The following is a 15,334-nucleotide window of genomic DNA, read 5'->3' as shown; positions in this document are numbered from 1 at the left end:
CGCCCTGGTGGGCTGGATGGGCGCCTCGGCGGCCTATGCGCTGGCGGCGGTGCTGTCACTGGGCGCCGCCCGCAGCCTGGCCGGCCTGCCGGAACCCGCCACCGCCGCGCCACCACGCCGCCACCCGCTGCGGGAGCTGACGGAAGGCGCCCGCTTCGTGGCCAGCCATCCGCTGTTGCGGCCGATCCTGCTGACGGCGGTGTTCTTCAACACGGCCTGGTTCATTCTCCAGGGTGTCTATGTCGCCTATGCCGTGCAGTCCCTGGGGCTGAGCGCCACGGGGGTCGGCATGACGCTGGGCGCTTTTGGCGCCGGCATGGTGGCGGGCGCGCTGCTGGCCCCACACCTGCTCGGCGCCCTGCCCTTCGGCCGGCTGGTGGCGCTGGGGCCCGGTTGCGCGCTGGTGGCGGCGCTGCTGATGCTGCTGACCGTGGCCTTGCCTTCCAGCCTTCTGGCGGCGGTGAGCTTCTTCCTGTTCGGCGCCGGCCCGGTGCTCTGGACCATCGCCACCACCACGCTGCGGCAGGCGGTGACGCCGCAGGCACTGCTGGGCCGGGTCTCGGCCGTGGTCATGACCGCCACCTTCGGCGCCCGGCCGGTCGGGGCCGCGGCCGGCGCGGCGCTGGCGGGCTGGGCCGGGGTGGAGGCCAGCCTCCTGGCCTCGGCGCTGTGCTTCGCGGTGCAGTTCCTGCTGATCATGGCCTCGCCGGTGCCACGCCTGCGAACCCTGCCGCAGGCCGCCTGAGAGGCCCATCGGGCAAGCCATCCCCGCTTTGTAGGCAGGATTTACAGATGCGCCGTTTCAGCAGGAATCCAGCCGCCTAACATCCTCATCATCAAGGTTTTTTGTCACCGGCACAGCCCTTGCTTCCGTTATCGTTTCGATAACGAAAGGCGCTACTCCAATGAAACTGCTTACCACGCTTTCCCTTGTTGCCGGTCTCGCCCTGGCGGCGGCCAGTCAGGCGAAAGCGGATGTCATCTATACCTTCACCCAGACCACGCCGACCTATACGAGCCCCGGCAGCCCTTACGCCTCCAGCCCCACCATCGGCTTCGCCAGCAGCGCGCTGGTGGTCGTCACCGATGAAGCCGCAGCGAATGGCTTCAGCTTCCAGGCTGACGCCGGGCGGCTTCCCGCTCCCAGCAACGATGGGCTGCTGGCCTTGTCCGTGAGCCTGTTCAACGGCCCCTGGTATCCGCCCGTCCTGACCTACGACCTGGATGACTTCCTGATCCCTCGCTACGGCTCCACCGCCGGGCGGTTCCTGTTCAGCCTGACGGCGGCAGCCGATGGCCTGCTGAACGGCACCCTCTACATCAACAACACCAATGACGAGCTGCGCCTCACCTTCACGGGCACGCCGCTGGTCAACGGCATGTTCAACAGCGATGGCGTCGGCAGTTGCTGGAGCGGCGGCTGCACCTTCGCCGGCCAGCAGACGGTGATGCAGGTGGTGCCGGAACCCGCCTCGCTGGCCCTGTTCGGCGCCGGCCTGGCTGGTCTGGCCCTGGCGCGCCGCCGCCGTGCCAGCCGTTAGCTAGGCCGCCGCTGGGCGCGTGTCCCGCCACCACATGCCGAGACCCGCGCCCACCAGCGCCAGAATGCCCAGGATGCTCCAGACATCCGGCCACTCCGCCCAGAGCATGGCGCCCAGCAGCGTGGTCCAGACAATGCCGGAATACTCGAAGGGTGCCAGCAGCGTCGCCTCGCCGCTGCGATAGGCCGCTGTCATCAGCAGCTGCGCAAAGGCGGAAACGACGCCCACCGCCAGCAGCAGCGCCCATTGCCAGGGTTCCGGCCAGATCCAGTTGGGCAGCGCCGCCAACCCACCCACCAGCGCGCCGCCAAAGGCGAACCAGAGCACGATGGTGGCGCCGGATTCGCCGCTCTCCCCCATACGGCGGATGGTGATCATGGCCAGGGCCCAGCCCACCGCGCCCATCAGCACCACCAGCACGGGCACCACTGGCAGGCCGGCCTCGCCGACGCCTTCCCAGGGCCGCAACATCACCAGCACGCCGGCGAAGCCGAAGACCATGGGCAGCAGGCGGGAAGGCTTCAGCTTCTCTCCCAGCATCGGCGCCGAAAGCGCGGCCAGGAAGAAGGGCATGGTGAAGCCCAGCGCCGTGACGGTGGCGATGGGCAGATGCACGTAGCCATAGAAGCTGCCGAACATCCCCATCAGCCCATAGATCACCCGCTGCACATGGGCGAGCGGCCGGCTGGTGGACAGCAGCGCACCCAGCCCGCCGGCCTGCCGCGCGCCCGCCATGGCCAGCGCCAGCAGCACCGGGATGGCCAGCAGGTTGCGGAAAAAGATCACCTGCATCACCGGCACGCTGCCTTGCAGCGCCTTCACGCAGGCCGCGGCCACGGCGAAGGTTGCGGCGGCGCCCAGAACGCAGAGAATGGAGCGGCGGCGCGCGGCCTGCGCGCGGCGCTCCGCCTCGCGGCGCTCCTCATCGGGAGCGGCGGCGGAGGAAGGATGGGAAAGGATGGCTGGCTGCATGTTCAGGACGTTCCGCCACGACGTTACGGCCCCGGCTGCATGAAGGCCAGACCGGCAAAGGCCCCGGTGGTGCCGCCGCATCCGCTTTATGTGCCGGAAAGCGACGACGTGGTCTGGGAAGGCCGCTTTCCGCTGCAGAAGGTGCGCTTCCGCTACCGCCGCTTCGACGGCTCCCTCTCCGCCCCCGTGAACTGGGAGATGTGGCGGCGCGGCGATGCCGTGGCCATCCTGCCCTATGACCCCTGGAACCACCGCATCGCCATGATCGAGCAGTTCCGCCTGCCCATGCTGGCGGCGGGAGAGCACCCGATCTCGCGCGAAGTGCCCGCCGGGCTGGTGGAGCCGGGCGAGGACCCCGGCACCTGTGGCCTGCGCGAGCTGCGGGAGGAAGCTGGGCTGGAGGCCGACATCCTGGCCGGCATGGGCAGCTACATGCTGGCCCAGGGCGCGACGGATGAGCGGGTGCATTTCTTCGCCGCCCGCGTGCGGCTTCCCGAACCCGGCGAGGGCTCTATCCTGGGCCTAGAGAGCGAGAGCGAGGAAACCCGCGTGCTGGTGCTGGGGGCCGAAGAGGCCTTCGGCATGATGGCGCGCAACGAGATCCGCAATGCCTGTGGCGCCATCAGCCTGCTCTGGTTGCAGCTGAACGCTCCGCGGCTGCGGCAGGAATGGACGGCATGAGCACCGAGCTACTGTACCGCACCGATGCCTACGCGACCGAGGCGGAGGCCCGCGTGGTTTCCGCCGGGCCGGAAGGCGTGGTGCTGGACCGCACGCTTTTCTACGCCCGCGCCGGCGGCCAGCCCGGCGATGCCGGCACGCTGCGCTGGGATGGCGGCGAGATGGCAGTGACGGAAGCGCTGAAGGGCGAGAACGGCGCGGTGCTGCACATGCCGGCCGAGGGCGCCAGCCTGCCGCCCATCGGTGCCACGGTCCGCATGGCGCTGGACTGGCCGCGCCGCCACCGGCTGATGCGCATGCATACATCGCTGCACCTGCTGTGCAGCCTGATCCCCGGTGCGGGTGTCACCGGCGGGCAGATCGGCGCCGACCGTTCCCGCCTCGATTTCGACCTGCCGGAGCCGCCGACCAAGGAGGCGCTGACCGAGGGGCTGCGCGCGCTGGTCGCCGCCAATCACCCGGTCTCGGAAAGCTGGGTGGATGAGGCGGAGCTGGACACCAACCCCGGCCTGGTCCGCACCCTTTCCGTGAAGCCGCCGCGCGGCGCGGGGGTGTTGCGGCTGGTGCGGATCGGCCAGGGTGAGGTGCCGGTGGATTTGCAGCCCTGCGGCGGCACGCATGTGCGCGCGACGGGGGAGATCGGCACCGTCACCGTCACCAAGCTCGAGAACAAGGGCAAGCAGAACCGGCGGGTCTATCTGGTGCTGGAGGAATGAGCGCGATGCAGGAACTGGTTTCCGCCGATTGGCTGCGGGGCGAGATCGGCGCCCCCGATCTGGTGGTCTTCGACGCCACCTACTACCTGCCGAACGAGCCGCAGGATGCCCGCGCGCTGTTCGCGCAGGCGCATATCCCCGGCGCCCGCTTCTTCGATGTCAACGAGGTCGCAGACCCCGAGACCAACCTGCCGCACATGGCCCCCACACCCGGGCGGGCGGAGCGGCTGCTGGGGCAGCTCGGCATCGGCAACAACAGCCGCGTCGTGTTCTACGACCAGAAGGGCCTCTTCTCGGCCGCGCGTGGCTGGTGGCTGATGCGGCTCTTCGGGCATGAGAAGGTGGCGGTGCTGGATGGCGGCCTGCCGAAATGGCGCGCCGCCGGCGCCCCGCTGGAGAGCGGCGAGGCCCCTGCCCCCGCGCCGCAGCATTTCTGGGCCGATTTCGTGGCCCGCCGCCTAGCCGGCATCGGTGACGTGAAGCGCGTGGTGGCCGACCGTTCCGCCCAGATCATCGACGCGCGCAGCACCGGCCGCTTCGATGGCACGGCGCCGGAGCCGCGGCCGGGCCTGCCCTCCGGCCACATGCCCGGCGCCTGCAGCGTGCCCGCCACCGCCCTGCTGTCGCCGGACCAGACCATGCTGCCGCCGGAGCAGCTCCGCGCGCTGTTTGCCAAGGCCGGTGTCGATGGCTCCAAGCCGCTGATCACCTCCTGCGGCACGGGCATCACCGCCTGCGTCGTCGCCCTGGGGCTGGTGCATGCCGGCCTGCCTGAGCCTGCCGTCTATGACGGTTCCTGGACCGAATGGGCCGCGCGGCCCGAAACCCCGAAGGAAACGAGCGCCTGATGCCTGACGATCTTCATTCCAAGACCCGGCGCGGCTTCGGCACCCAGGTCACGCATGTCAGCCGCCCAAGCGTCCGTAATCACGGCTTCGTCAATGGCGCGGTGCATCGCGGCTCCACCGTGCTCTACCCCTCCTGCGAGGCGCGCGGCAGCATCAACGCGGCGGGCTTCGAGAAGCATGCGCTGACCTATGGCACCTCCGGCGGCCCCACGCATTTCGCGCTGGAGGATGCGATCGCCGAGGTGGAGGGCGGCACGCGCTGCCTGATCGTCGGCACCGGCCTCGCCGCCTGCGCGGTGCCGCTGCTGGCCTATCTGAAGGCCGGCGACCACTGCCTGATCCCCGATAGCGCCTATGGCCCGACGCGCCGCCTGGCCGATGGGCTGATGGCCGGCTGGGGCATCGAGACCACCTATTACGACCCCACCATCGATGCCGAGGGCCTGAAGGCGCTGATGCGCCCCAACACCAAGGTTCTCTATACCGAGAGCCCCGGTAGCCACACCTTCGAGATGCAGGACATCCCGGCCCTGGCCGCCGTGGCCCATGCCGGCGGTGCCAAGGTGCTGATGGACAATACCTGGGGCATTCATCACTTCCAGCCTTTCCGGCACGGCGTTGATGTCTCGATCCAGGCGTTGACCAAGTATGTCGGCGGCCATTCCGACGTGCTGCTGGGCAGCGTGACGGTGAACAGCGAGGAAGACTGGCACATCGTCGCCAGCGCCGGCCGCTTCATGGGCCATTACGCCAGCCCGGACGACTGCTGGCTGGCCCTGCGCGGGCTGCGCACCATGGCGGTGCGGCTGAAGCACCAGGAAGCCGCCGGGCTGGAAGTGGCCCGCTGGTTCGAGACCCGGCCGGAAGTGCTGCGCGTGCTGCACCCCGCCCTGCCCAGCCATCCGCAGCACGCGCTGTGGAAGCGGGACTTCACCGGCGCCTGCTCGCTTTTCGGCGTGGTGTTCCAGCCGCATTACAGTGCGGCGCAACTGGATGCGATGGTGGATGGGCTGAAGCTCTTCGGCATCGGCGCCTCCTGGGGCGGGTTCGAGAGCCTGGCGCTGCCCACCACCGGCTATATCACCCGCACCGCCACCAGCGCCGAACTGCTGGGCGGCCCGGCCGTGCGCTTCCATATCGGGCTGGAGGATACCGCCGACCTGATCGCGGACCTGGAAAGCGCGCTGGGCAGACTGCCGCGCTGAAGCTGCCTCCGGGCGGGGCAGGCCGGCCCCGCCCGGCACCAATTTGTTAAATTGAGGCTTGAACCTCGCAACTTGGCGAGACCTGGCTGGGTTAACGGATGCCCTCTCAGCCAGGAATTTCCCCGTGCCGCCGTCGATCAATCAGTCTCGCGTCATGCAAGGCCGCCCTAATCCGCTGGGCGCCACCTGGACCGGCCTGGGCGTCAATTTCGCCCTCTTCTCCGCCCATGCGACCAAGGTCGAACTCTGCCTGTTCGACGCTTCGGGCGAAACGGAGCTGGAGCGGATCGAACTGCCGGAATACACCAACGAGGTCTTCCACGGCTTCCTGCCGGATGCGCGGCCGGGCACGATCTACGCCTACCGCGTCCATGGCCCCTATGCGCCGGAGGAAGGTCACCGCTTCAACCCCAACAAGCTGGTGCTGGACCCTTACGCGTTGAGCCACGTGGGCGAGCTGAAATGGGACCATGCCCTGTTCGGCTACACGATCGGCCACCCGGACGAGGATCTCTCCTTCGACGAGCGCGACAGCGCCCGCTTCATGCCCAAGTGCCGCGTGGTGGACCCCGCCTTCACCTGGGGCAATGACCGCCGCCTGCGCATCCCGTGGGAGCGGACGGTCTTCTACGAGGCCCATGTGAAGGGCATCACCAAGCTGCATCCGCTGGTGCCGGAGGAGCTGCGCGGCACCTATGCCGGGCTGGCGCACCAGGATGTCATCAAGCACATCAAGTCGCTCGGCGTCACCTCGGTGGAGCTGCTGCCGATCCAGTTCTTCCTGAACGACGACTACCTGCTGCAGAAGAATCTGACCAACTACTGGGGCTACAACTCCCTTGGCTTCTTCGCCCCGGCGCGGCGCTATGCCCGCACGCCGGATTTCGCCTTCTCCGAGTTCAAGGAGATGGTGGCGCGGCTGCACGATGCCGGGCTCGAGGTCATCATGGACGTGGTCTACAACCACACGGCCGAGGGCAACGAGCGCGGCGCCACGCTTTCCTTCAAGGGCATCGACAACGCCAGCTATTACCGCCTGCTGCCGGACCAGAAGCGCTACTACATCAACGACACCGGCACGGGTAACACCGTCAACCTCAGCCACGCCCGCGTGCTGCAGATGGTGACGGACAGCCTGCGCTACTGGGTCAACGAGATGCATGTCGATGGCTTCCGCTTCGACCTCGGCACCATCCTGGCGCGGGAGCCGGACGGCTTCGACAACCAGTCCGCCTTCCTGAAGGCCTGCATGCAGGATCCCGTGCTGTCGGACGTGAAGCTGATCGCCGAGCCCTGGGATATCGGCCCCGGCGGCTACCAGGTCGGTAATTTCGCGCCGGGCTGGGCGGAATGGAACGACAAGTACCGCGACACCGTGCGTGGCTTCTGGGTGGGCGAGGAAGGCGCGGCGGCCGATCTCGGCAACCGCCTGTCAGGTTCCTCGGACCTATTCAACCACAATGGCCGCAAGCCCTGGGCCAGCGTGAACTTCCTGGCCGCCCATGACGGTTTCACGCTGAACGACCTCGTCAGCTACAACGAGAAGCACAACGAGGCGAATGGCGAGGACAACCGGGACGGCCATTCCCACAACCGCTCCTACAACTACGGCGTCGAGGGGCCGACCGACGACCCCGAGATCAACGAGGTGCGGGAGCGGCAGATCCGCAACATGCTCGGCACCCTCTATCTCTCCCAGGGCACGCCGATGCTGCTGGCGGGAGACGAGTTCGGCCGCACCCAGCAGGGCAACAACAATGCCTATTGCCAGGACAACGAGATCTCCTGGCTGGACTGGGACTGGCAGGACAAGGGCGAGCGCCTGGTCGCCTTCACGCAGAAGCTGGCGGCGCTGCGGGCGCGCTTCCCCATCCTGCGGCGCGGCCGCTTCCTGTCCGGCGATTTCCATGAGGCCAGCGGCGGCAAGGCGCTCTCCTGGTGGAAGCCCTCGGGCGAGGAGATGGAGCCGGATGACTGGAACGACCCCAATACCAAGTGCTTCGCCCGCATGCTGGACGGCCGTGCGCAGGAAAGCGGCATCCGCATCGCCGCGCATGACGAGACGATCCTGACCATCCTGAACGCGCATCACGAGGCGGTGGAATTCACCCTGCCGCCGGCGCCGGAGGGCGTGGCCTGGGTGCGGCTGCTGGATACCAATATCGTCGGCGAGGAGGAGGACGAGGAACCCGCCTTCAAGATCGGCGAGAGCTATACCGTCACCGGCCGCTCCCTGCTGCTCTTCCGGCTGCGGACACAGCGGCGGCGCCCGGCGGCCTGAGCCGCCGCCGCCCGCGCCGCCTCAGCCCTTGGCGGCGCAGGCGGCGCAGCGGCCCTCGATCTCGACAGTGGCATGGGCGGCGGTGAAGCCGGCCTTGGCGGCCGCCTCGGCCACGGCATGGGCGACGCCGTGGTCGCTGACTTCCAGCGTCAGGCCGCAATCGCGGCAGATCAGGAACTGGTGCGGGTGCGCATGGCCGTGGTGGTCATGGTCATGCCCGGCCTCGACGCAGCCGACAAAGGCGTTCAGCCGCTCCACCTTGTGGATCAGCCCCTGCTCCAGCAGGAAATCCAGCGCGCGGTACACCGTGGGCGGCGCGGCGCCCGGCCGCTGCGCCTTCAGCTTGTCCAGCAGCGCATAGGCGCCCAGCGGCTGCTCCGCTTCCAGCACCAGGGCCAGCACCTGCCGGCGCAGCGCCGTCAGTTGCGCCCCGGCACGGGCGCAGCGGGCATCGGCCACCTCCAGCGCATGTCGCACCGATGCCGGCAGCATGGCCTCCGCCGCCTCGCCCGTGCTGCCCTGCCCTGCTGCCATGCCCATTCTCCGCTGCCCGTCCAACCGTTATATAGTAACACCATGTCCAGCACCGATACCGGCACCGCCGTCACCGACCCCGCCGCCCGCGCCCGCTTCCTGGCCGCTGTCCGCTTCGACGGCCGCGGGCTGGTGCCCGTCATCGCCCAGGCCCATGGCACCGGGGAGGTGCTGATGATGGCTTGGGCCAATGCCGCGGCGCTGGAGGAAACCCTCGCCACCGGACGTGTGGTCTATTTCAGCCGCAGCCGCAACGCGCTGTGGCGGAAGGGCGAGACCTCCGGCCAGGTGCAGTATCTGGTGGACCTGCGGCTGGATTGCGATGGCGACACCGTCCTGGCCCTGGTGGAGCAGACCGGCGTTGCCTGCCACACCGGCCGCCGCTCCTGCTTCTTCCAGGCGCTGCGGGAGGGCGAGTTGACCGCCATCACCGCGCCGGAAGCGGACCCGGAGGCGCTGTATGGCCACAAGCATGGCCATTGATTCCTCCATCCCCGTCACGGTGCTGACGGGCTTCCTGGGCGCCGGCAAGACCACGCTGCTGAACCACCTGCTGCGCCAGCCCGCCATGGCCGGCACGGCGGTGATGATCAACGAGTTCGGCGAGATCGGCCTCGACCACCTGCTGGTGGAGGCGCTGGAGGAGGATGCCATCCTGCTCCAGGCCGGCTGCCTCTGCTGCACCATCCGCGGCGACCTTTCAGCGGCGCTGCAACGGCTGGCGGCGCGGGTGGAAGCCGGGCAGGAGGTGCGCCGGGTGGTGCTGGAAACCACCGGCCTCGCCGACCCCGTGCCCATCCTGCAGACCCTGCTGGCGGACCCCGCCATCGGGCGCCACTTCACCCTGGCGGGCGTTGTGGCGCTGGTGGATGCCGCCAATGGCCTCGCCACGCTGGACAGCCAGCCGGAGGCGGTGCGGCAGGTGGCGGTGGCCGACCGGCTGCTGGTCAGCAAGCCCGACCTCGCCGATGCCGCCACGCTGGAGGCTCTGCTGGCCCGGCTGGCGCAGCTCAACCCCGGCGTGGTGCCGGTGCTGGCGGAGAACGGCGCGGCCCCGGTGGAAGCCCTGCTGGGCGAGGGCCGCTTCGAGCCCTCCGACCATGGCGAGGCCGTGCGCGGCTGGCTCGATGCCTCGGCCTGGGGCGGGCACCACCATCACCATCACCACCATGACCCCAACCGGCACGATGCCAGCATCGAAGCCTTCTGCCTGACCTTCGACCACCCCCTGCCCTGGCAGGGGCTGGCCACCTGGCTGGAGATGCTGACGGCGACGCGCGGTGCCTCCGTGCTGCGAGTGAAGGGCATCCTGGACCTGGAGGGGCAGGAGAAGCCGGTGGCCATCCATGGCGTGCAGCATGTCTGGCACAGTCCCACCCTGCTCTCCGGCTGGCCGGAGGGGGAGCCGCGCCGCTCCCGCATCGTCTTCATCCTGCGCGACCTGCCGCGCGCGGTGGTGGAGGACGGGCTGGCCGCCTTCGTGCAGGCGGCCCGCGCCGGTTAGTTACGGCTGAGTCTCGGCTTGCGGCAACCGGCAGCGTCGCGGGGGCGTTGCCGGCACAAGATCCCTGCCTGGAGGCGGGGACTTCGCAAGGAGACGCCACCATGTCACTGACCATGCCGGAGGAACTCCTCCTGCTGATGCTGGACGACGAGAGCGGGCGCCTGACCGACCGCGCCACCCCGGCTGGCGATTACGCGCTGGTCGGCGCCATGCTGGCCGAGCTGGCGCTGGAGGAGCGCATCGACACCGACCCGCCGCGCCTGCGCGTGAAAAGCGCCGCCCCCACTGGCGACGCGGTGCTGGATGGCGTGCTGGCGCGCATCGCGGCGGAGCATGAGCCGCGCGACAGCCGCTGGTGGGTGGAAACGCTGACCGGCGATGTGGAGACCTACCGCAACGCCTATTTCGAGCGGCTGGTGCAGCGGGGCATCCTGAAATCCGAGGAAGGGCGCTTCCTCTGGTTCTTCTCCGAGCGCCGCTACCCCGTCATCTCGGACAAGGAGGAACGGGAGGTGAAGGCGCGGCTGATGAGCGTCATCTTCGAGGATGGCCCGCCCTCCGCCCGCGATTCCCTGCTGATCGGCCTGACGCGCGCCGCCGGCCTCTTCCCGCTGCTGCTGGCGCCGGCCGAGCTGGAACGCGCCCAGCCGCGCATTGAGGCCGTCTCCCGGCACGAGGCACTGAACAAGACCATCTCGGACGCGGTGCGCGACATTTTCATCGAGGTGGCCCGCTACGCGCCCGTGATGTGACACCAGCCGGAAAGGCTACGCATTTGTCACCGCAGCGAAGCCTTTCCGCAGGCATGCGGCGCCTCATCTTCCCGGCAGGGCCGCTGGTGGCCCGCCGGGGAGGAACCCGCCCATGAAACGCCGCATGCTTCTCGCCCTCGCCGGCGGGCTTTCGCTGCAAGCCGGGCTCGCCAGGGCCCAGGCGCCAGCCGCGCAGCGCGTGCGGCTGCGTGGGCGCATCGACAGCATCTCCGCCGAGCGGATGGAGGTGACGCTGCCTGACGGCGGCAAGGCCAGCGCCAGCCTGCCGGCCAACCTGCGCGTCACGGAACTGATGCCGGTGAAGCTCTCCGATATCCGGGAAGACAGCTATGTGGGCGTGGCGGCGATGCGGCAGCCGGACGGTGCGCTGCGCGCGGTGCAGGTGATGGTCTTCCCCGCCTCCTCACGCGGCGTGGGCGAAGGCCACTACCCCTGGGTCATGGGCGAAGGCAGCACCATGACCAATGGCACCGTGGGCAGCATGACCACCGGCACGGTGGGCCGTGTCGGCAAGGGCGAGGATCTGGTGCTCACCGTGCGCTACAAGGATGGCGAGCAGCGCATCCTGGTGCCGGAGGATGCCGCCATCCTCACCTTCACCCCTGCCAGCCGTGACAGGCTGGTGCCGGGCACCGAGATCATCCTCAACGGGACCCGCGCGGCGGATGGCAGCATCGCCGCCGCTTCCATCAATGTCGGCAAGGACGGCGTGCTGCCGCCCAACTGAGATCGGGAACAAGGCATGAGTGATTCCTCCCCTGTCGCGCTCGTCACCGGCGGCGCGCATGGCATCGGCGCCGGCATCGCCGCGCATCTGGCAGGCAAGGGCTGGCGCGTGGTGACGGCCGACCTGAAGCCGGCGCCCGATGCCTCCGGCCGCCATGTGCAGGCCGATACCGCCGATGAAGCCGCCGTGGCCACGCTGTTAGACGGCATCGCGGCGCGGGAGGGGCGGCTGGACGCCATGGTCTGCAACGCGGGCATCATGGTGCGCAAGCCGGTGGAGGAACTCTCGCTGGCGGAATGGCAGCGCGTGCTGGGTACCAACCTGACCAGCACCTTCCTGCTGGCGCGGGCGGGGGCGAAGCTGCTGCGGGCTTCCGGGCGCGGTGCCATCGTCACCATTGCCTCCACCCGCGCGCATATGTCGGAGCCGAACACGGAATCCTATTCCGCCAGCAAAGGCGGGCTGCTGGCGCTGACCCATGCCTTGGCCGTCAGCCTGGGGCCGGAAATCCGGGTGAACTGCGTCAGCCCCGGCTGGATCGACGTGGCGGGCGAGGAACTGCGACCGGAGGACCATGCCCAGCATCCCGCCGGCCGCGTCGGCCGGGTGGAGGATATCGCGGCGCTGGTGGGCTGGCTGGTGGGGCCGGAAGCAGGCTTCGTCACCGGCTCCGAATTCATCAGCGACGGCGGCATGACGCGCAAGATGATCTACGCGGAATAGCCGCTGCGGGGGTTTGGTTGTATGCCGGCCCCATGGCCCTCCGCTTCGAAACCTTGCGCGGCCCCGCGCCGCATCCCTGGCTGCCAGCGCTGGCGCGGCTGCGCATCGCCGTCTTCCGCGAATGGCCTTACCGCTACGAAGGCGACGAAGCCTACGAGGCCCGCTACCTGCGCGCCTATGCGGAAGGCGAAGGCGCCGCCGCCTTTGTGGCCTTCGATGGCGAGACCCCGGTGGGCGCCGCCACCTGCGAACCCATGACGCAGACCCATGAAGAGGTGCGGGAAGCCTTCCTCGCCGCCGGGCGGGACCCGGCCGAATACTGCTACTTCGGTGAAAGCCTGCTACTGCCCGCCTGGCGCGGCCAAGGCGCCGGTGTGCGCTTCTTCACGCTGCGGGAGGCGCATGCGCTTTCGCTCGGCTTGCGCCGTGTCACCTTCTGCGGCGTGCGGCGGGACAGCCAGGACCCGCGCCGTCCCGCTGGTTACACGCCGTTGGATGCCTTCTGGCGCAAGCGTGGCTACACCCCCTGCCCCGGCCTCTCCTGCACCATGAGCTGGCGCGAGATCGGCGCCGCGGAGGAGACGCCGCACAGCCTCGACTTCTGGGAGCGCCACCTGCCATGACCCCGCTGCGCCTCGCCCTGCTGCAATACCCGGTGGAAAGGCCCGAGGGTGTCGCCGCCTTCGGCGCCAAGCTGGACCGCTGGCTGGCGGAAGCGAAGAACAGTGGCGCCGAATTGGCGGTGCTGCCGGAATATGCCTGCGTGGAACTGGGCGCCGCTCTCACCGGCTCCGACACCGCCGATGAGGCGACGGAGCTGGCAGCCATGGTGGAAGCCGCGCCCGCCATCCTGGAGGCCATGCGCGCCGCCGCCCGCCGCGCCGGCCTCTGGCTGCTGCCCGGCACCATGCCAGTGCGGGACGCGGATGGGCTGATCCGCAACCGCGCACCGCTGATCGCGCCCGATGGCCGCATCGCCACCCAGGACAAGCACGCCATGACGCGCTTCGAGCGCGAGCGCTGGGGCGTTTCCGCCGGCAGCGGCCCGGCGGTGTTCCAGACACCGTGGGGCCTGATCGGCATTTCCATTTGCTATGACGTGGAATTTCCCAGGCATGTTCGCGCGCAGGTGGAGGCGGGTGCCTGGCTGATCCTGGCGCCCTCCTGCACCGACACCATGCATGGCTTCAACCGCGTCCGCCTCTCGGCCGCCGCGCGGGCGGTGGAGAACCAGTGCTTCGTCGCCATTACTCCCACCGTGGGCGTCGCGCCCTGGTCGGCGGCGCTGGACGTGAACCGCGGCCATGCCGCCGTCTTCGGCCCGGTGGACCGTGGCTTTCCGGAAGATGGCGTGCTGGCGCGCGGTGGTCTGGACATGCCGCAATGGGTCTTCGCCGACCTCGACCCCGCGCGGATCGAGACCGTCCGCCGGGAAGGCGCCGTCTTCAACCATCGTGACTGGCCCGGGCAGTCCTTCGACCAGCCCAAGGTGATGGCGCCGGCATGACGTTGGTCTACCTGATCGCCGGCGAAGCCTCGGGCGACCTGCTGGGCGCGCGGCTGATCGCGGCGCTGCGGGCCGCGCGGCCGGACCTCGCTTTTGCCGGCGTGGGCGGCGACCGCATGGCGGAGCAGGGCTTCTCCAGCCTCTTCCCCATGCGGGAACTGGCGGTCATGGGCCTTGCGGAAGTGCTGCCGAATATCCGCCGCCTCGCCCGCCGGCTGGATGAGACCACGGCCGATATCATCGCGCGCAGGCCCGCCGTGGTGGTGACCATCGACAGCCCCGGCTTTGGGCTGCGCATCGCGGCGCGGGTAAGGCCGCGCGGCTTCCGGGTGCTGCATTACGTCGCGCCGCAGGTCTGGGCCTGGCGCCCGGGGCGGGTGAAGCGCATCGCGAAGGAAGTGGACCGCATCCTGGCCCTGCTGCCCTTCGAGGCGCCGTTCTTCGAGAAGGCCGGCATTCCGGTCGATTTCGTCGGCCATTCCATTCTGGAATCCGGCGCGGACCAGGGCGATGCCGCGCGCTTCCGTGCGCAGCACAATATCGCGCCGGATGAGCGCGTGGTGCTGGTGATGCCCGGCAGCCGCCGCAGCGAGGTCGGGCGCCTGCTGCCCACCTTCGGCGCCGCGCTGAAGCTGGCGGCGCAACAGGTGCCGAAGCTGCGCCCGGTGGTGCCGCTGGCCGGGCCGGTGGAGGAAGCCGTGCGCGCCACCGCCGCCCATTGGCAGCCCGCACCCATCCTGGTGCATGACGTGCGGGAGAAATACGACGCCTTCGCCGCCGCCTCGGCGGGCCTGATCAAATCCGGCACATCCTCGCTGGAAGTGGCGCTGGCGGGGGTGCCGATGGTGGTGGGCTACCGGGTGAACCCCGTCACCGCCATCATCGCGCGGCGGCTGGTGAAGGTGCCGCATATCAGCATCGTCAACCTGCTGGCGGAGCGCCGCATCATCCCGGAACTGGTTCAGGAGGACTGCACGCCGGAAAAGCTGAGCGCCGAACTGGTGCGCCTGCTGACCGACCCCGCCGCCGCCGCCGCGCAGCGGGAGGGCTTCGCCACCGTCTTCCACATGCTGCGCCCGGCTGAGGGCCTGCCCAGCGCCGCCGCCGCCGCCGCCGTGCTGCGGGCGCTGGAAGGCTAGCCCCGCAGCAGCGCTGCCAGGGCCGGGGAAAGCCCGCTGCTTTCCCGCCCCGCCAGCGGCGCCAGGCTGCCGGTGCTGGCCTTGGGCAGGTTCAGCGCCACCAGTGCCTCAGCCAGCTTCACGGCGCAGGCGATGCCATCCAGCAGCGGCACCGGCGCCCGGGGGCCGAGCCGCGCCGCCATG

At 69.6% G+C, this 15,334-nt stretch carries 17 protein-coding genes and 1 pseudogene; 15 read left to right on the top strand and 3 right to left on the bottom strand.

Going from position 1 to position 15,334, the window contains the following annotated elements:
• On the top strand, positions 1-745 hold a 745-nt coding region (locus IBL25_RS18910), incomplete at its 5' end, for an MFS transporter (RefSeq protein ID WP_187780074.1).
• A 160-nt stretch (positions 746-905) separates the two neighbouring features.
• Positions 906-1,541: a PEP-CTERM sorting domain-containing protein gene (locus tag IBL25_RS27000; protein ID WP_238940529.1), complete on the top strand. Its 636-nt coding sequence runs from the start codon at positions 906-908 to the stop codon at positions 1,539-1,541.
• Here IBL25_RS27000 and IBL25_RS18900 read toward each other — a convergent pair whose 3' ends face one another.
• The gene (locus IBL25_RS18900; RefSeq protein ID WP_187780073.1) at positions 1,542-2,513 is read right to left on the bottom strand and encodes a DMT family transporter; all 972 of its coding nucleotides are present in this window, start codon (positions 2,511-2,513) and stop codon (positions 1,542-1,544) included.
• 39 nt (positions 2,514-2,552) lie between these two features.
• Here IBL25_RS18900 and IBL25_RS18895 point away from each other — a divergent pair, with 39 nt between their 5' ends.
• The 5 genes from IBL25_RS18895 (at position 2,553) to glgX (ending at position 8,244) form a co-directional block, all read left to right on the top strand.
• Entirely contained in the window at positions 2,553-3,194 is a 642-nt protein-coding gene (locus tag IBL25_RS18895; protein WP_187780072.1) for an NUDIX domain-containing protein, read from the top strand.
• On the top strand, positions 3,191-3,910 hold the full coding sequence (locus IBL25_RS18890) for an alanine--tRNA ligase-related protein (protein ID WP_187780071.1): 720 nt from the start codon (positions 3,191-3,193) through the stop codon (positions 3,908-3,910). Before IBL25_RS18895 ends, IBL25_RS18890 begins: the two co-directional genes overlap by 4 nt.
• A gap of 5 nt (positions 3,911-3,915) precedes the next feature.
• Positions 3,916-4,758 carry a sulfurtransferase gene (locus IBL25_RS18885; RefSeq protein ID WP_187780075.1) on the top strand — a complete coding sequence of 281 codons (843 nt, stop codon included), beginning with the start codon at positions 3,916-3,918 and terminating at the stop codon, positions 4,756-4,758.
• On the top strand, positions 4,758-5,963 hold the full coding sequence (gene metC / locus IBL25_RS18880) for a cystathionine beta-lyase (RefSeq protein WP_187780070.1): 1,206 nt from the start codon (positions 4,758-4,760) through the stop codon (positions 5,961-5,963). The genes IBL25_RS18885 and metC overlap by 1 nt, the downstream gene beginning before the upstream one ends.
• Positions 5,964-6,117: 154 nt before the next feature.
• Positions 6,118-8,244: a glycogen debranching protein GlgX gene (glgX, locus tag IBL25_RS18875; protein WP_202986818.1), complete on the top strand. Its 2,127-nt coding sequence runs from the start codon at positions 6,118-6,120 to the stop codon at positions 8,242-8,244.
• A gap of 21 nt (positions 8,245-8,265) precedes the next feature.
• Here the strand turns inward: glgX and IBL25_RS18870 are convergent, their stop codons facing one another.
• Complete coding sequence (locus IBL25_RS18870) at positions 8,266-8,778, bottom strand: Fur family transcriptional regulator (protein WP_187780068.1); 513 nt, start codon at positions 8,776-8,778, stop codon at positions 8,266-8,268.
• A 42-nt stretch (positions 8,779-8,820) separates the two neighbouring features.
• Here IBL25_RS18870 and hisI point away from each other — a divergent pair, with 42 nt between their 5' ends.
• From hisI to lpxB, 8 genes are all read left to right on the top strand, one after another.
• Positions 8,821-9,261: a phosphoribosyl-AMP cyclohydrolase gene (gene hisI, locus IBL25_RS18865; protein ID WP_187780067.1), complete on the top strand. Its 441-nt coding sequence runs from the start codon at positions 8,821-8,823 to the stop codon at positions 9,259-9,261.
• On the top strand, positions 9,239-10,282 hold the full coding sequence (locus IBL25_RS18860; RefSeq protein WP_187780066.1) for a CobW family GTP-binding protein: 1,044 nt from the start codon (positions 9,239-9,241) through the stop codon (positions 10,280-10,282). Before hisI ends, IBL25_RS18860 begins: the two co-directional genes overlap by 23 nt.
• A gap of 101 nt (positions 10,283-10,383) precedes the next feature.
• Positions 10,384-11,034 (top strand): GOLPH3/VPS74 family protein, encoded by a 651-nt coding sequence (locus tag IBL25_RS18855; RefSeq protein WP_187780065.1) that lies wholly within the window; start codon positions 10,384-10,386, stop codon positions 11,032-11,034.
• A 112-nt stretch (positions 11,035-11,146) separates the two neighbouring features.
• Complete coding sequence (locus IBL25_RS18850; RefSeq protein ID WP_187780064.1) at positions 11,147-11,782, top strand: hypothetical protein; 636 nt, start codon at positions 11,147-11,149, stop codon at positions 11,780-11,782.
• A 15-nt stretch (positions 11,783-11,797) separates the two neighbouring features.
• Positions 11,798-12,505, top strand: a complete 708-nt coding sequence (locus IBL25_RS18845; protein ID WP_187780063.1) for an SDR family oxidoreductase — start codon at positions 11,798-11,800, stop codon at positions 12,503-12,505.
• 32 nt (positions 12,506-12,537) lie between these two features.
• Complete coding sequence (locus IBL25_RS18840; protein WP_187780062.1) at positions 12,538-13,128, top strand: GNAT family N-acetyltransferase; 591 nt, start codon at positions 12,538-12,540, stop codon at positions 13,126-13,128.
• Positions 13,125-14,012: a carbon-nitrogen hydrolase family protein gene (locus IBL25_RS18835; RefSeq protein ID WP_187780061.1), complete on the top strand. Its 888-nt coding sequence runs from the start codon at positions 13,125-13,127 to the stop codon at positions 14,010-14,012. The genes IBL25_RS18840 and IBL25_RS18835 overlap by 4 nt, the downstream gene beginning before the upstream one ends.
• Complete coding sequence (lpxB, locus tag IBL25_RS18830; protein WP_187780060.1) at positions 14,009-15,151, top strand: lipid-A-disaccharide synthase; 1,143 nt, start codon at positions 14,009-14,011, stop codon at positions 15,149-15,151. Before IBL25_RS18835 ends, lpxB begins: the two co-directional genes overlap by 4 nt.
• Here lpxB and IBL25_RS18825 read toward each other — a convergent pair.
• A pseudogene (locus tag IBL25_RS18825) lies at positions 15,148-15,334 on the bottom strand (aspartate/glutamate racemase family protein); the annotation flags it as partial. The gene lpxB and the pseudogene IBL25_RS18825 overlap by 4 nt on opposite strands.

Source organism: Pseudoroseomonas ludipueritiae (genome assembly GCF_014490445.1).
Classification (GTDB): Bacteria; Pseudomonadota; Alphaproteobacteria; order Acetobacterales; family Acetobacteraceae; genus Pseudoroseomonas; species Pseudoroseomonas ludipueritiae.
Note: the sequence above shows the minus strand (reverse complement) of the source record. Positions and strands in the feature narration are given on the sequence as shown.

Coding starts and splice junctions, on each gene's coding strand:
- IBL25_RS18835 (WP_187780061.1), top strand. CDS start 13,125: ATGACCCCGCTGCGCCTCGCCCTGCTGCAATACCCGGTGGAAAGGCCC.
- IBL25_RS18890 (WP_187780071.1), top strand. CDS start 3,191: ATGAGCACCGAGCTACTGTACCGCACCGATGCCTACGCGACCGAGGCG.
- lpxB (WP_187780060.1), top strand. CDS start 14,009: ATGACGTTGGTCTACCTGATCGCCGGCGAAGCCTCGGGCGACCTGCTG.
- glgX (WP_202986818.1), top strand. CDS start 6,118: ATGCAAGGCCGCCCTAATCCGCTGGGCGCCACCTGGACCGGCCTGGGC.
- metC (WP_187780070.1), top strand. CDS start 4,758: ATGCCTGACGATCTTCATTCCAAGACCCGGCGCGGCTTCGGCACCCAG.
- IBL25_RS18855 (WP_187780065.1), top strand. CDS start 10,384: ATGTCACTGACCATGCCGGAGGAACTCCTCCTGCTGATGCTGGACGAC.
- IBL25_RS18850 (WP_187780064.1), top strand. CDS start 11,147: ATGAAACGCCGCATGCTTCTCGCCCTCGCCGGCGGGCTTTCGCTGCAA.
- IBL25_RS18900 (WP_187780073.1), bottom strand. CDS start 2,513: ATGCAGCCAGCCATCCTTTCCCATCCTTCCTCCGCCGCCGCTCCCGAT.
- IBL25_RS27000 (WP_238940529.1), top strand. CDS start 906: ATGAAACTGCTTACCACGCTTTCCCTTGTTGCCGGTCTCGCCCTGGCG.
- IBL25_RS18895 (WP_187780072.1), top strand. CDS start 2,553: ATGAAGGCCAGACCGGCAAAGGCCCCGGTGGTGCCGCCGCATCCGCTT.
- hisI (WP_187780067.1), top strand. CDS start 8,821: ATGTCCAGCACCGATACCGGCACCGCCGTCACCGACCCCGCCGCCCGC.
- IBL25_RS18840 (WP_187780062.1), top strand. CDS start 12,538: ATGGCCCTCCGCTTCGAAACCTTGCGCGGCCCCGCGCCGCATCCCTGG.
- IBL25_RS18845 (WP_187780063.1), top strand. CDS start 11,798: ATGAGTGATTCCTCCCCTGTCGCGCTCGTCACCGGCGGCGCGCATGGC.
- IBL25_RS18870 (WP_187780068.1), bottom strand. CDS start 8,778: ATGGCAGCAGGGCAGGGCAGCACGGGCGAGGCGGCGGAGGCCATGCTG.
- IBL25_RS18885 (WP_187780075.1), top strand. CDS start 3,916: ATGCAGGAACTGGTTTCCGCCGATTGGCTGCGGGGCGAGATCGGCGCC.
- IBL25_RS18860 (WP_187780066.1), top strand. CDS start 9,239: ATGGCCACAAGCATGGCCATTGATTCCTCCATCCCCGTCACGGTGCTG.